The following is a 14,480-nucleotide window of genomic DNA, read 5'->3' on the forward strand; positions in this document are numbered from 1 at the left end:
TTCGACGCCGCATGCGCACTTGAAAAGCCAGCGAGAACCATCCTCGCGTGCTACAGCGGTAAGCCTGCCAAACGTCCGGCCGGTGATATCGATTGCCATCTTGGGTCAGCTCAAAGGTCAGCACAAAGCAAAACTGCTTGTCGTAAAAATTCCAGGGCTTTCATTTCGTTCGCGTGATCAGGACGTGCAGTGCCGGCGAATGTCCCGGATCGGCCTCCGCTATTTGGTTCAAGATCTTGCAGACCACCTCGATCGGTCGAGGAATCATACCAACATCATCTTGCGGGGCGGGGCCGTCGTGATATGAAAGCCCACGATCGCGGTCGAATCCTCATATTATCCGGCACTATATGGCTGCCATAATTAGCGAAGGCGCGCAGGTCGTGCGTCATCGCATGGCTTTGCGCCCTCTTGATGTCGATGTGACTTTATTGCACGGGTGATGGCTTTCCGCGCTATCGCGGCGGTCCGATGATGTATGCCGACACGGTTGGACTCGCCAGCGTGCTCGCGGGCATTCGCGAGTTCGCTAAGCAACACCGTTGGTCAGGTCGCCTGCCGGTTATCGTTGGGCTACCGCGAGCAGTCCCGCATCCGCTGTTCCGGTGCGGGCGGCCGCAAGATGCCCTTCGATATCTGCGAGCTCCCTGAGCAACCCCATGACGGTGCATCGTTGCATCTCAAGCAACCCTGGCTCTTCCAGCAACAACGACAGCCGGGCATGCCAGTAATCAGGCCGCATCACATGGGGTGCACATTGAAAAATGGACGCACGCATGATGCGGCTCACGTGAAGAATGTCGTTCTCGATGACTGGATTCATGGCTCACCTCGGGACGTTGCTTTTTCACGAAGTTTGATTACATGGCAAGGACGTTCACGGCGAACGTAGGCACTTGCGCGCGGGCCATGTTCGGCCGCGCACGTAATCTCGAGTACATGAGCTCATGAGAGAACTCGCCACGCGCAGCATTGAACTGCTGGAGCGCGGCGAGTGTGCGACGCCAGGGGTCCGGGTCGATCGGCGTCGCTTCATGGCGTGCCGGCCTGTACCGGCCAACTCTCCCCATACCCGCAGAGGCGGCGAGAGGGCGCCAGGACCTTGAGGGAACCGTGCTCTTGACCGCAGGGGAAGAATACGAAATATTTGTCGCGGATGAAAGTTCGATGGGTGCATGGCGGGGGTTATCGTTCAACATCGTCTTGCTCTTCCTCTTGTCAGTAAGAGTCGAGGCTGTGATTGCGCAACCGCGGGGTGACAGCACGCGGGCCTACTGGAGGCAAACCACGGAGTAGTCGACCGTACGCCGGTAGACGCTCCTGTTCAGCCATGAGACAAATGTGAATTCAACGTAGGCGTTGGCGCCGATGAAGAGCCAGGTATGCAGAACAGGCGACACGGTTAATTCCTTTGAAAGGGTGCGACGATTAAAGGAAACACGGTTAGGCGCAGTAATTTGCGGGCACGAGAAGGGCCTGCTACTGGGTCGCGGTTCTGCACAGGAGATGAGGACGAAGGTATCGGGGGAACTTTCCCGAAGTCATCGGAGGTGTGCTGATCGCGATGACTGTAGGTTAGTTAGGGCAGAGGGGAGAATCTATTCTACGGTGGGGTTGCCTGATGCCTCGATGGAGTAATCCCGTTATACGGCCGTATAGCGCGCGACGCATCCGGCAAGGGGCCGGCGCTGCTTCGCTAAGGGGAAACGACTAGGCGATGCTCCTCCCCAGTCATACGGGCGTATATGAGCCCGATTGAAAATGCATCGAATGATTGGCTACGAACTATCAGATGCGTAGAGACGACCACTACACGCTGACGCCACATGCGGTTGCGGAAAAGGTCTCGACGCGAAGGCTGACCTCCTGACTTACCTGGAGGCGGCTAACGGAAATATCTTGTAATCACCTTCGAATCACGAGGCCTTCTCCCGGAATCGCAAAACCCCGTCCGCACTATCCTGTTCAAACAGGAATCGCATCGCTGAATGCAGGCCGCCGGAGCGTCGAACTGGACAAAGGCAAGTCTGTTGTGAATGTGATGGCCGTGAGCCCGCAGCAGGTAAGCGGCTCGCGCGCATACCCCTTTTCACTATATGCACGTAAATCTGCATTGTTTGCAGACGATCCCTAGGCAGCCCCGATTGGGGAAGCCGTATCGGCGAATACTATTCGGCGATTCATTATTCTAAGAGCACTAATATGATCAAACGGTTGGCCCTACCGGTGCTGCTCACGTCCATTCTGACCGCGTGTGGCGGAGGGGGAAATAGTTCCAGCTCGACTCCGGCACCGCCTGACAGCTTTGTCGGTATTTACAACGGGACTACCAGCGATTCGCGGGTGATCGAGTCGATGGTGCTGACCAACGGCACCTACTACTATTTTTATAGCGGCCTGCCTACAACTACGGTGGTTCCAGCGAGCGGCACGACAGCAGCAACCACGACTACTACAACTAATCCGGTTGGTGGCGTAGTCATTGGTACCGGCAGCGGGAAGGGGGGAAGCTTCAGTTCGTCGACAGCGTTGGATTACCAGGTGCAAACCACAGGTTTGAGCACAGGCGTTGCAGCCAGCACGTTGTCTGCCAGTTATGTCACGGCAGCATCGATGAGCGGAACCATTACGCATAATGGCGACGGTATCGCGACCACGTTCAGTTCGACGTATGACAGCGCACTGTCTTCTGCTACGCCCGCTTTAACGACCGTGGCCGGCATTTATACCGGCACGGTGGGGACCACGGCTGGCGGTACTGAGGACCTTACTATGAGTGTTCTTCCAACGGGTGCGGTAACTGGCGCCAGTGCCAGCGGTTGCTTTTTTTCCGGAACGATCGCGCCTCATCTGACGAACAATGCATACGATCTGAACATCACGTTTGCCGCGACCACCTGTACATATAATTCGCTGAATATGCTCGGCATGGGGCTGTACGACTCGACCACCACCACGCTTTATGGAGCGACGGTGAAAGCCGACAATACCGGCGGTATCGTCTTCGTGGTATCGAAAGTCAAGACGTCTTAGGATTTGGGTCGTCGCGCCTGAAGAACGTTGTTGGTAGTTTAGAGGGTAAGGCGCGGGGCCATAACGTCGGCTGCTTCTTTGAGTGTTGAAGGTGACTGCGCGGTGATCGTTCTCGTGGCTGAGAGGTGCTCGAACGGGAGCTTCAAAAAACTTTTGATAACGACGCTTCGTTTGCAGTACAAATTAAAATTGTCAACTCAAAGACGCCACGCCCTGCGGCACCAGGATTTCGAAGTGACGGAATCAATGCGGTCATCGGTGAGGGCGTCGGCAACGCGTTGCATAAGCAAATGCACGCGCTTTGCGCAGCGTATCGACTCAGGAACTCTCGCGCACTACAAGTTCGAAGCCGAGATCGATCACTGGCTCGCGCACCGGCTCTCCGCGAATCATGGCGAGCAGCATCTGCGCCGCGCGCCGGCCGACTTCAGCGCGAGGCGTACGGATCGTGGTCAGGCGGGGGAACGAATGTGCCGATCCGGGCAAGTCGTTGAACCCGACCATTGCAATGTCGCTGGGCACCGATACCCCCCGGCGCAACGCTTCCAGCAGCGCGCCGTGGGCAAGGTCGTCATTGCCGAAAAAGATGCCATCGACATCCGGACGCCGCTCCAGAATCTGCGCGAACAGATCGCAGCCTAATCCTACGGAAGAAGGCGCTGGCGATAAAAATTCGAGCGCCGGGTCATACAGTCCCGCTTCCTGCAAGGCGCGGCGAAAACCGTCGCCACGTTGCATGATCCGGGGGTCGAGCTGCGCTGCGACAAACGCGTTGCGCCTGCGGCCGCGCGCAAGCAGGTGCTCGGCTGCCGCCTGCCCGGCACCGGTCTGTGCAAAGCCGACGCAATGTACGCCGGGGCCGCGCGACATTTCCATGATATGAACACACGGCACGCCGCTCGCATCGATCATGCGCCGGGCCGCTTCCGTGCGGTCGGATCCGGCCACGATCATCCCGCTCGGCGGCGAGGCGAGGTAATGGCGCACCAGATCCTCCTCGGCGTCACGCGCGTAATGCGAGTTGCCGATCAGGATTTCAAAGCCCTGTGGTCTCAGCACGCTGTGGATCGAATCGAGGACATCGACGAAAACCAGATTCGACAGCGATGGCACCAGCACCGCGACGGCGTCGCTACGCGACGACGCGAGCGCTCGCGCTGCCGCGTTGGTCACGTATCCCAATTCTTGCGCCGCGTCCTTGACTCGCTGCACAAGGTCAGGCGCGACGGTATTCACACCGCGCAACGCGCGCGATGCCGTAATCGTGCTGACGCCGGCACGCTGCGCCACTTGTTCCAGCGTCGGCCGACCCGTACTCCGGGTTTTCCTGTGTGTCGTATTTGTCATAATTTGTCTAGGATAGCGCTACCTGTAGCGTTGCACAAACCTGAAAGTGCAGTGAGCATCCCTGCTGTAAAGGTTATAAACAGTGGGTAGATCGGCCGCGACCGGCCGTTTTTTGCGAATAGTTGAGATAGCGCTATCTTTGAGTGGTATGAGGCTGGAATGAACGAATCAATGTCGGCAGTGGTGGTAATGGGTGTGGCCGGTTGCGGTAAAAGCAGCGTGGCGGCGGGGCTTGCAGCGGAAATCGACGGTTTCCTGATTGAAGGCGATGCGTTCCATCCGGAGGCCAATGTTACCAAGATGCGCGCCGGCATACCGCTTGGCGATGACGACCGCGCAGGCTGGCTCGACCAGCTCGCAGCGGAGCTGGTTCGCGCAGTCGCGGCGAATCAACGCCCCGTCCTGGCTTGCTCAGCACTCAAACGCAAGTATCGCGAGCGCCTGCGGCGGGCCGTCCCCGGACTCGGCTTTGTCTTCCTCAGCCTGCCGCGCGATGTCGCCGCCGAACGGGTAGCTGCGCGCGGCGGTCATTACATGCCAGCTACGCTGGTTGACAGTCAGTTTGCCGATCTGGAGTCGCCGGTTGGCGAGCCGCAAACTTTTAGCGCCGATGCGACTTTGCCGGTTACGGACGTTTGCCGGGCGGCAGCGAAATGGTTTCGGACTGCAAATCTCAAGGAAACAACAGAGATAGCGCTACCTGAAACATTGAACCCGTGACGAATCAAGTTCGGCTTTAGCGCATTGATTAACGCGCCCGATCCGATTCGCGTCTCGGGAGAAGTAAGCCGATTTGATATATAAGTCGACGACTTGGAAGCAACATCTAATTAACGATTGCGAAGCGCTGGCTCGTTTCTTGGCGGCGTTTCAGATCCAGAACTCTATGAAAAAACTCAGAACTGCGGTTATTGGTTGCGGGAAAGTCGGTCACTTCCATGCCAAAGCGTTGGCGAATCTTGAAGGGTCTGAATTCGTCGCCGTATGCAGCACCAATCTGGGCAAGGCCAAGGCTTTCGCCGACCAATACGGTGTATTGGCCTTTGACAACATAGAAGCGATGATCGATTCGGCTTCGGTGGACGTAGTCTGCATTTGCACCCCTCATCCGCAGCACGCTTCGGTGGCGATCGCCGCGTTGAAGAAGGGTTGCCATGTGCTGATCGAAAAGCCATTGGCTTCGTCGCTTGAAGACTGCGACGCGATCCTGTCATGTGCGGAAGAAAACAAGCGCACGGTCGGCGTAGTCTGCCAGCGCCGTTTTTATGAGCCGTGCATGCGAATTAAATCCGCCATCGATGCAGGCAAGCTCGGCCTGCCCGCCATCGCCAGTGTCACCATGCTCGGCTGGCGTGACCAGAAATATTATGAAAGCGATCCGTGGCGCGGAACGTGGGAAGGCGAAGGCGGAGGCGTGCTGGTTAATCAGGCCCCGCATCAACTGGATTTGCTGCTTTGGTACATGGGCGAAGTAGATGAGGTGTACGGCGTCTGGAAAAACGTCAATCACCCGTATATTGAAGTTGAAGATACGGCGGCAGCGTTGGTGAAATTCAAGAGCGGCGCAATCGCCAATATTCTGGTCAGCAACGCGCAAAATCCTGCCTTGTACGGGAAAGTCCATGTCCATGGAAATAATGGGGCTTCGGCCGGCGTGCAAACAGACGGCGGGGCCATGTTCATTGCCGGCGTCTCGTCCATCACCGAACCGCCTTATAACGATATCTGGACGATAAGCGGCGAGGAAGGGAATCTTGACACATGGAAAAAGCAGGACGCGGAGCGCTTCGCGTCGGTGGATTCCATGAATTTTTATCATGAACTGCAAATAGCCGACTTCCTGAGCGCCGTGAGTAATGGCATCCAACCTTTAGTCAGTGGACTCGACGGTCGCCGTGCCGTGGAATTGTTCACGGCAATCTATCGCAGCGCCGAAGAAAATAAGGTCATTAAATTTCCGCTCAAATAAAAACAGATCCTGCGGCGTTTATAGAAACAGAACTAATTACCATACCTTCAAGGTCCAAGCATGAAAGCAACGAGGTCAAGATTTTTCATAGTATTTCTGCTGTTCGTGGTGACAGCAATTAACTATATGGACCGGGCGAACCTGTCTATTGCAGGGAGCAAGATTCAAGGGGAATTCGGTCTTTCGCCCTCGCAACTGGGCCTGCTGTTCTCGGCATTTACGTGGACGTATGCTGCCAGCCAGATTCCAGTCGGATACTTGCTCGATAGAATCGGTTCAAGAATTCTTTACGGTACTGCGATTGTTGTGTGGAGCGCCTGTACCTTCGCAATGGGTTTTTCTTCGCACGTGATCTTCACGAGTCTTGGTGCATCGTTTGCCATGCTGATTATCTGCCGGGCATTGATCGGCTTGGCAGAGGCGCCTTCGTTCCTTTCCAATACCAAGATCATTGCAAGCTGGTTCCCGAAGAATGAGCGTGCGCGTGCTACTTCGATCTACATCAGTTCGCAATATATTGGTCTTGCGGTATTCACCCCGGTTCTCACGTTCCTGACCGACAAATATGGCTGGGAAGTGGTGTTTTATTCGACAGGGGGTGTCGGGGTTATTTTCGGTATTTACTGGCTGATCGTTTATCGCGATCCGAAAGACAGCAAAACGGCCAACGCGGCTGAACTTGACCTGATTAAGGCCGGCGGCGGTTATGGCTCGAAAGACCAATCTTCGATCAGCACCAAAGTCAAGGCCAGCGACATTCTCTACTTCCTCAAGAAGAAAACCATCTGGGGCTTGTTTATTACCCAGTTTGCGTATAACTCCACGCTGATGTTTTTCATGACGTGGTTTATCGTCTACCTTGAAAAGGCGTTGAATCTAAGTCTGGCTAAAGCCGGTATCGGCGCATCGATTCCGTTCATGATGGCCATGGTCGGCATGCTGACCGGCGGTTTCCTGAGCGACATGCTGTTGAAGAAAGGAAAGTCAGTCACGTTTGCGCGCAAAACCCCGGTTATTCTCGGCCTGGCGCTGACCTCGCTAATCTTCCTCGTCAACTTCTTCGAAAGCGATCCGGTTATTGCTATTGCGATTCTCTCGCTGGCTTTCTTCGGTAACAACGTGGCCAATATCGGCTGGGTGGTATTTACGGACGTCATTCCGCGTAACTTCATTGGAACGATGGGTGGTTTCCTGAACCTGTGCGGCAATCTGTCAGGGATTACCACGCCGATCATATTCGGCTTGATCTTGCAGCGCACGAACAACTTCCACTATGCAATGTGGTACGTGTCGGTTGTCGCTATCCTCGGGATTCTTTCGTACATCTTCCTGGTCGGCAAGATTGAAGTGATCGTGCCACCGCCGGAAACGAAGTCTGAGAACGAAGGACTTCAACCCGCTCGATAAACCGTTGTCAGCTTAAGTTCGCGGCAGGTTTGATCGCTGCAAAAAGCACAGTAGTCGTAAGAGGCCCCGTTCTGAACGGGGCCTCTGTCGTTTCAGGTACAAGTTTGTCTCAAGTCATGCGCAGCGGACTGGCCGGCTATACAAAACTAGCTAAAAACAGTCGGACAATATTTTTCCGTAACATTTTAGTAATGTTTCGGATAGTATTTCGTCGGCTTGTTGAAGGCCGGCCTTCTACCGCATCCAGACGGCCCCTTGTGATGCAATGTCGGACCGCACGACAGCAACGCTGCGCCGCTGTTTAAATACTGCGACGACGCGCGCTCATGTCGACGGACCGCTTTAGCCTCTGCTCCTGATCATTAAAAGTTCGACGATAAAAGGACTTGTAAAAGCACGATGAAAAGCAACCCTTACCTCACACTCGTGGCAGCAATATCCGCCGCCACGCTTCTGCTGGTTTCCTGCGGCGGTGATTCGGAAAACGGCCAGTCGGCCTCGACCCCAACGCCCACTCAGAACGCGAGTTGTCTCGCGGTGGACAGTAACGGGTCGAGTGTCGTCATTGGCTCCAATCTCCCGGGTGACCCATCGCTCCCGGAAGCAGCCTCGGGTTATCGCACGGGCTTGAAGCCTGTGTACGCGAAGACCTATATGGTCACCACGTCGAATGCGTATGCGAGCGCGGCGGGCTGCACCGTGCTCAAGAATGGGGGAACCGCGGCCGACGCGGCGGTTGCTGTGCAGGCGGTGCTGGGGCTGACCGTTCCCGAAGCAACGGGGCTTGGATCAGGCGGGGTGCTGCTGTATTACGATGCATCGAACAGGACAGTGCAGGCGTACGACGGACGCGAGTCAGCACCGGGCGCGGCGACAGAAAACTATCTTCGCTACGTTGATGACGCCAGCGACCATTCCGCGCCGCAGCCAAGCGCGCGCGCAAGCGGCCGCTCAATTGGAACGATCGGCGTGCCCCGTCTCATCGAGGCGCTGCAGCGGGATCACGGCAAGCTTGCGTGGAAGGACCTGTTCGGCGATGCAATCTCGCTCGCGTCCAATGGGTTTCCGATCGGTGGACGGCTTGCCGGCGCAATTGCTTCGAATGCAAGCAGCCTGAGCCGCGACCCCGAGGCCGCTGCTTACTTTCTTAACGCGGACGGGTCACCGAAGGCACTCGGCACGGTGCTGAAAAATCCCGCTTACGCCAGTACGCTGAAGGCCATGGCGAGCAACGGCGCGAACGCGCTGTATTCAGGCCAGATCGCACAGGACATCGTGGCGAAGATCGCGACAACGACCGGTGCCGACGGTTCGAAGATCACGCCCGGAAAAACGACGCTCGCCGATCTCGCGAACTATCAGGCGAAACAGCGCAATCCTATTTGCACGACCTATCGAAGCTACTGGATTTGCGGCATGCCGCCGCCGTCGTCCGGCGGCATCGCGGTGGCGTCCGCATTGGGCATCCTCGAGAACTTCAATCTGCAACAGCAAAAACCCACGGCAATCGATCTCGAAGGTGGCAAGCCCACCGTTCAAGGTGTCCATCTGATTACCGAAGCCGAGCGGCTGGCGTATGCCGACCGCGACAAGTACGTGGCCGATACCGATTTCGTCCCGCCGCCGGGCGGCACGTGGAACACGTTGCTTAACAAACCGTATCTGCAGAGCCGGGCGGCGTTGATCAACCTCAACAAGAGCATGGGCACCGCTACGGCAGGCAATTTCGGTCCGGTCTCTCTCGGCGTGGACAAGACGCTTATCGAGCACGGCACGAATCAGTTCACCATCGTGGATGCCAGCGGCAACGTGGTGACTGCCACCACCACGGTTGAGTCGAGCATGGGATCGTTTCACATGACAAACGGCTTCCTGCTGAACAACCAGCTCACGGATTTTTCCGCGAACCCGACCGACACCGCCGGCGCTCCCGTCGCAAACCGCGTGGAGCCTGGCAAGAGACCGCGCAGTTCGATGGCGCCTACGCTCGTGTTCAAGATCGCTGCCGATGGCTCGAAAGGCGACTTCGTGATGGCGACCGGCTCGCCCGGCGGCGGGACGATTCCGCAGTACGTCGTCAAGACGGTCGTCGGCGTGCTTGACTGGGGACTGGACGCTCAGCAATCAGCGAATCTGGTCGACTTTGGCGCGAGCAACAGTCCGGTCACGACAGTCGGTGGCGAGCATCCCAACATCAACAGTTCGAACGGCGGTGCGAACGATCCGTTGCTCACCGGTCTTGCCGCATTGGGCCACACCGTCTCTACAGCGGCTCAGGCGAGCGGCGTCAATACGATCCTTCGTACAGGGGCCAATCAGTCGAGCGTCCTGCAGGGCGGCACAGATCCACGCCGCGAGGGCGTCGTGCTGGGAGATACTTTCGCCCGTTGATGAGTGTTCTCGCGCAGCGGCGCCGGCGGTCAAGATCGGCCCGCTGCCTGTCTGCGGATGGGGTTCGCGCGTACGCTATCTGTACGCGCGAACGACTACCCGTTCAAACGATCGTTAAGAGGGAAGGGGGCTGAATTCGCCCGGGAAAATAAAAGCCGGAAGCTTGCGCTAACCGGCTTTTCTAAACCAGGCGGCGTGGCCGTGTTGCTTGGAACCGCGCTCAATACCTTCTTTGACGGTTGCTCGTTCGCTGTGAAATATCGGGTAGCCTTGGGAAACTGACGCTTAGGTTAGGTGGCGCCTGGTAGCCAGTCCGTTGAAGGTCGAAGTCATACCTGCGCGACAACGGCCACGCGCTAATGTTTTGGCTAACCAGAGGATAACGAAATAATTATAAAATTATCGTTCTTCACCACAATTGGCCTGAAGTCGACTCCTCCGCCTCGACTTCGCTGCCTTCCGCTGACTGGAAACCGCATGCCTTCGCGGAACTTTCCACTTTGAACCAAGCAACTATAAACGTACAAACACCATCGCGCCCGGCGACGCGAAGTGACAGCGTTATTTCCTTGGGAGTGGAAATAACGCTGTCACTGCAAAGGACGATTTCCTATCCCGACAGGGATTCTGGATTGACGAAATTATTGCGCCCTACGCCGCGGCTTGGAGACGACATCGTCCCCCGTAATGGCGGACGCAGGATCGCAACCCACCACCGCGCGTCCAGAGCGGAGTTCTACGCTTACCGGGCCAGTTGGAACGCAGAAACCGACTCAGCCAGTTCCTGAGCCCGTCCCTCGAGCGAATGCGTGGCGGCAGCGGCCTGCTCGACCAGCGCCGCGTTTTGTTGCGTGACCTGATCCATCTGCGATATCGCCGTGCTGACCTGCTCGATGCCTACCGTCTGTTCGGCGGAGGCGGAAGCAATCTCGCCCATGATGTCCGTGACCCGCTTGACCGACTTGACGACATCTTCCATTGTCTTGCCGGTGCGGTCGACCTGCGCGCTGCCGGTCGAGATGCGCTCGGATGCGCCTTCAATCAGTTGCTTGATTTCCTTCGCGGCGGAAGCGCTGCGTTGCGCAAGGCTGCGGACCTCGCTCGCAACAACAGCAAAACCCCGGCCCTCTTCGCCGGCACGCGCGGCTTCAACAGCGGCGTTGAGCGCGAGGATGTTCGTCTGGAAGGCAATGCCCTCGATGACGCTGATGATATTCACAATCTCGGAAGAACTATCCGCGATGGTCTGCATCGTCTCGATGACCTGCCTGACAGCAACGCCGCCCTCGTGTGCCGTGTTCGATGCCTGAGCTGCGAGCGTGCTTGCCTGCAGTGCGCTCTCGGTGTTTTGTCGAACGGTCGCGGTCAATTGCTCCATGCTGGCGGCTGTTTCTTCAAGCGATGCAGCCTGCTCCTCTGTTCGTGACGAAAGGTCGCTATTGCCGGCGGAAAGCTCACGCACGCCGGTCACGATTGAGTCTGTCCCACCGCGAACGCCCTTGACGATACCGGTCAGGCTTTTCTGCATATTGCCCAGCGCCAGGAATAGCGCGCCGATCTCGTTGCGCGACGGCGCAGGCAAGGGCGCAGCCAGATCTCCTCCTGCGACACGGCCAACGGCCGACACTGCATCCTGAAGGGGGCGAACGACGACGCGGACAAGTGCCCAATAGACCAGCCCGATCAAGATTCCCGCGAGGGCGACAAGGCTGCCCGTGATCGTGAGCATTTGCGTTTCGCTACGTTTTCGTTCCTCCTTCAATTCGGACAGAGCCGCGTCCTGCACCTTGAAGAACTCGTCGGCTGCCTTGCCAAACGCGACGCTTGTGGAGGTCATGGGTCCCTCGTTCAACGTCACGTAACGCTCAACTTCACCGGCCTTGACGGCCACAAAAACGTCATCGAAAACGCTGGTATGCGCCTTGAACGTCTGTTCGAGAACCTGGGCGGCTGCGCGTTCGGCGTCGGTCTCCTTTGGAATCGCAGAAAAGGAGTCGAAGGATTTTCGCGCTGTGGCGTAGAAGCCGGTGGCAGCGGTAGTGGCGCCTTCTCTGCCTTCCGAGCCGGCGGTAATGGCGATATACGCTCGCGCAAGTGCGCTGCGCGCCTTCAGGTTATTGAGGTAGGTATCCTTGAGATAGATGGTTGCCTGGTCGACCGTGATCATCCTGTCAGAGATGTCGACGTGCCGTTGCAGTGACTTTACCGCCACGAGACCAATGCAGAGAATGAGGGCGCCGAAGAGTACGAGGATGGCGACCAGGCCGCGGCGGATGGGGATGTCTTTGAAAGTCATGGCGAAGCCTGAGAGTTAAGAGGACGTCGTATCGACAATCTGTTAACGACAGGTTTTTGTAAGACTTAAGGACACTTTAAGAACACTGCGCGGCAGCGGGTTTCGCCGCCGCGCAGCACTCCATTCACAGGTCTGGCAATTGCCTCAAGGCTCGTGACGCAAATAGCCTTCTTTCGAGGAATCGCGCATGCTGAACGACACCAGCAGAGAGATCGCGCAAAGGGCCGTGACGTACCAGTAGAACAGCGACTCATTGCCGGCCTGCTTCATCCATAGCGCGACGTATTCCGCCGTGCCGCCGAAAGCCGCATTGCCCACTGCATAGGACAGTCCCACGCCGAGCGCGCGCACTTCAGGCGGGAACATTTCGGCCTTGATGAGCCCGCTGATAGACGTATAAAAGCTGACGATCGCCAGCGCGATCGTCACCAGTACGAACGCCATGAAGGGACTCGTGACATCCTTGAGCGTGTGCAGCAGGGGCACGGTCCCGATGGTCGCAAAGAACCCGAACAGCAGCATCGACTTGCGCCGGCCAATCTTGTCAGAGAGCGCGCCGAACAGCGGTTGCATGCACATGTACACGAACAGGGCGCCGGTCATGACACTGCTCGCGGTCTTCGCATGCATGCCCGCCGTGTTCACCAGGTACTTCTGCATGTAAGTGGTGAACGTGTAGAAAATCAGCGAGCCGCCTGCGGTAAAACCCACTACCGTCAGAAACGCTTTCCGGTGTTTCCACAGTCCGCGCAGCGTGCCTGCTTCCTTCTGCCGGCGGCTTTCGGCCGTTGTCGTTTCGTCGAGCGACTTGCGCAAATACAGCGCGATGAGTGCCGCGGCGGCGCCGACAACAAACGGAATGCGCCAACCCCATGCCTTCAGTTCCTCAACCGATAGTGTCTGCTGCAGGATGATCAGCACGAGCAGCGCGCAGAGCTGTCCGCCGATGAGCGTGACGTACTGGAACGACGCGTAAAACCCGCGCCTGCCCTTGACGGCGACTTCACTCATGTAGGTCGCACTGGTTCCGTATTCGCCGCCAACCGACAGCCCCTGGAAGAGCCGTGCGACGAGCAGCAACGCCGGCGCAGCGGCGCCAATCTGCGCGTACGTGGGGAGTACGGCAATCACAAGCGAGCCGCCGCACATCATGAGGACGGAGACCAGCATTGAGGTTTTACGCCCGTGCTTGTCAGCGAGCCGGCCGAAGAACCATCCGCCGATGGGCCTCATCAGAAACCCCGCCGCGAACACGCCGGCGGTGTTCAGCAACTGGGTGGTCGAGTCGCCGCTCGGGAAGAACGCCGGTGCGAAATACAGCGCACAAAACGAGTACACGTAGAAGTCGAACCACTCGACAAGGTTGCCCGAGGAGGCCCCCACGATGGCGAATATGCGTCTGCGCGTGTCTTGCTTGGACACCGCTTGGGCGTCAGTTAGGTCCGTCATTTTCTATCTGTCCTTTCAGGCCTTTGTTCATTGATATCGAATAGTCGAATCGCTGCGTTGCTTGCGCGCCGAACAATGCAGAACCCGGCTGGCGCCGGTGTGCCGATCGGGCGGCGACATCATAGCGTCCCGGCGTTAAATATGTAATCTTCGTAATATTCACTCGGACATGTCTTTGTCACAAAGGGCCCGCTTTTAAGCTTCCTTTGAGGTTTATCGCGGGTGGGCGCGGTGACCTACAGAATTCGCTCGTGCATCAGATTCAACTTCGGGAGCCCACATGAAGATTGACCTTTCCATCCCGAGCATTGACGCCGTCGACACGAAGCCGAGCGACGCTGCAGGGGACGACCTGACGGGAACAGAGGCGGGGTTCGCCCACACGATGAAGAGCGCGTTCGAACACGCGGATGGCCAGCAACACGCGGCTCAACAAAAAGCGGCTGCCGTCGACAGCGGGCAGAGCGATGACCTGATCGGCGCCATGCTGGCCAGTCAGCAGGCCAGCCTGTCGTTCTCGATGTTGATCCAGGTTCGCAACAAGCTGATGGGAGCGTTCGACGATGTCATCAAGATGCCAATCTGACG

At 57.4% G+C, this 14,480-nt stretch carries 10 protein-coding genes and 1 pseudogene; 7 read left to right on the top strand and 4 right to left on the bottom strand.

Annotation, left to right across the window (positions count from 1 at the left end):
- Positions 1–335: 335 nt before the first annotated feature.
- Positions 336–537 (top strand): annotated as a pseudogene (locus ACSQ8V_RS35095) (hypothetical protein); the annotation flags it as partial.
- A 25-nt stretch (positions 538–562) separates the two neighbouring features.
- On the opposite strand, the gene ACSQ8V_RS35100 reads toward ACSQ8V_RS35095, so the two are convergent.
- Entirely contained in the window at positions 563–823 is a 261-nt protein-coding gene (locus ACSQ8V_RS35100) for a hypothetical protein (protein ID WP_436186288.1), read from the bottom strand.
- Positions 824–2,202: 1,379 nt separating this feature from the next.
- Here ACSQ8V_RS35100 and ACSQ8V_RS35105 point away from each other — a divergent pair.
- Positions 2,203–3,033, top strand: a complete 831-nt coding sequence (locus tag ACSQ8V_RS35105) for a hypothetical protein (protein WP_436208885.1) — start codon at positions 2,203–2,205, stop codon at positions 3,031–3,033.
- Positions 3,034–3,351: 318 nt separating this feature from the next.
- Here the strand turns inward: ACSQ8V_RS35105 and ACSQ8V_RS35110 are convergent, their stop codons facing one another.
- Positions 3,352–4,380 (bottom strand): LacI family DNA-binding transcriptional regulator, encoded by a 1,029-nt coding sequence (locus ACSQ8V_RS35110; RefSeq protein ID WP_213762769.1) that lies wholly within the window; start codon positions 4,378–4,380, stop codon positions 3,352–3,354.
- 159 nt (positions 4,381–4,539) lie between these two features.
- Here ACSQ8V_RS35110 and ACSQ8V_RS35115 point away from each other — a divergent pair, with 159 nt between their 5' ends.
- The 4 genes from ACSQ8V_RS35115 (at position 4,540) to ACSQ8V_RS35130 (ending at position 10,147) form a co-directional block, all read left to right on the top strand.
- On the top strand, positions 4,540–5,100 hold the full coding sequence (locus tag ACSQ8V_RS35115) for a gluconokinase (protein WP_436208886.1): 561 nt from the start codon (positions 4,540–4,542) through the stop codon (positions 5,098–5,100).
- 166 nt (positions 5,101–5,266) lie between these two features.
- Positions 5,267–6,349: a Gfo/Idh/MocA family protein gene (locus ACSQ8V_RS35120; protein ID WP_436208887.1), complete on the top strand. Its 1,083-nt coding sequence runs from the start codon at positions 5,267–5,269 to the stop codon at positions 6,347–6,349.
- Between the two features lie 60 nt (positions 6,350–6,409).
- A complete protein-coding gene (locus ACSQ8V_RS35125; RefSeq protein ID WP_213762766.1) occupies positions 6,410–7,756 on the top strand; it encodes an MFS transporter in 1,347 nt (448 codons plus the stop codon).
- Between the two features lie 399 nt (positions 7,757–8,155).
- Entirely contained in the window at positions 8,156–10,147 is a 1,992-nt protein-coding gene (locus ACSQ8V_RS35130; RefSeq protein ID WP_436208888.1) for a gamma-glutamyltransferase family protein, read from the top strand.
- A 742-nt stretch (positions 10,148–10,889) separates the two neighbouring features.
- On the opposite strand, the gene ACSQ8V_RS35135 is transcribed toward ACSQ8V_RS35130, so the two are convergent.
- Both ACSQ8V_RS35135 and ACSQ8V_RS35140 read right to left on the bottom strand, forming a co-directional pair.
- Positions 10,890–12,443, bottom strand: a complete 1,554-nt coding sequence (locus ACSQ8V_RS35135; protein ID WP_436208889.1) for a methyl-accepting chemotaxis protein — start codon at positions 12,441–12,443, stop codon at positions 10,890–10,892.
- A 144-nt stretch (positions 12,444–12,587) separates the two neighbouring features.
- Entirely contained in the window at positions 12,588–13,892 is a 1,305-nt protein-coding gene (locus ACSQ8V_RS35140; RefSeq protein ID WP_213762763.1) for an MFS family transporter, read from the bottom strand.
- A gap of 280 nt (positions 13,893–14,172) precedes the next feature.
- On the opposite strand from ACSQ8V_RS35140, the gene ACSQ8V_RS35145 reads away from it, so the two are divergent.
- Positions 14,173–14,478 carry a flagellar hook-basal body complex protein FliE gene (locus ACSQ8V_RS35145; protein ID WP_213762762.1) on the top strand — a complete coding sequence of 102 codons (306 nt, stop codon included), beginning with the start codon at positions 14,173–14,175 and terminating at the stop codon, positions 14,476–14,478.
- Positions 14,479–14,480: the final 2 nt, after the last annotated feature.

The organism is Caballeronia sp. LjRoot31 (assembly GCF_964253885.1).
Taxonomy (GTDB): Bacteria; Pseudomonadota; Gammaproteobacteria; order Burkholderiales; family Burkholderiaceae; genus Caballeronia.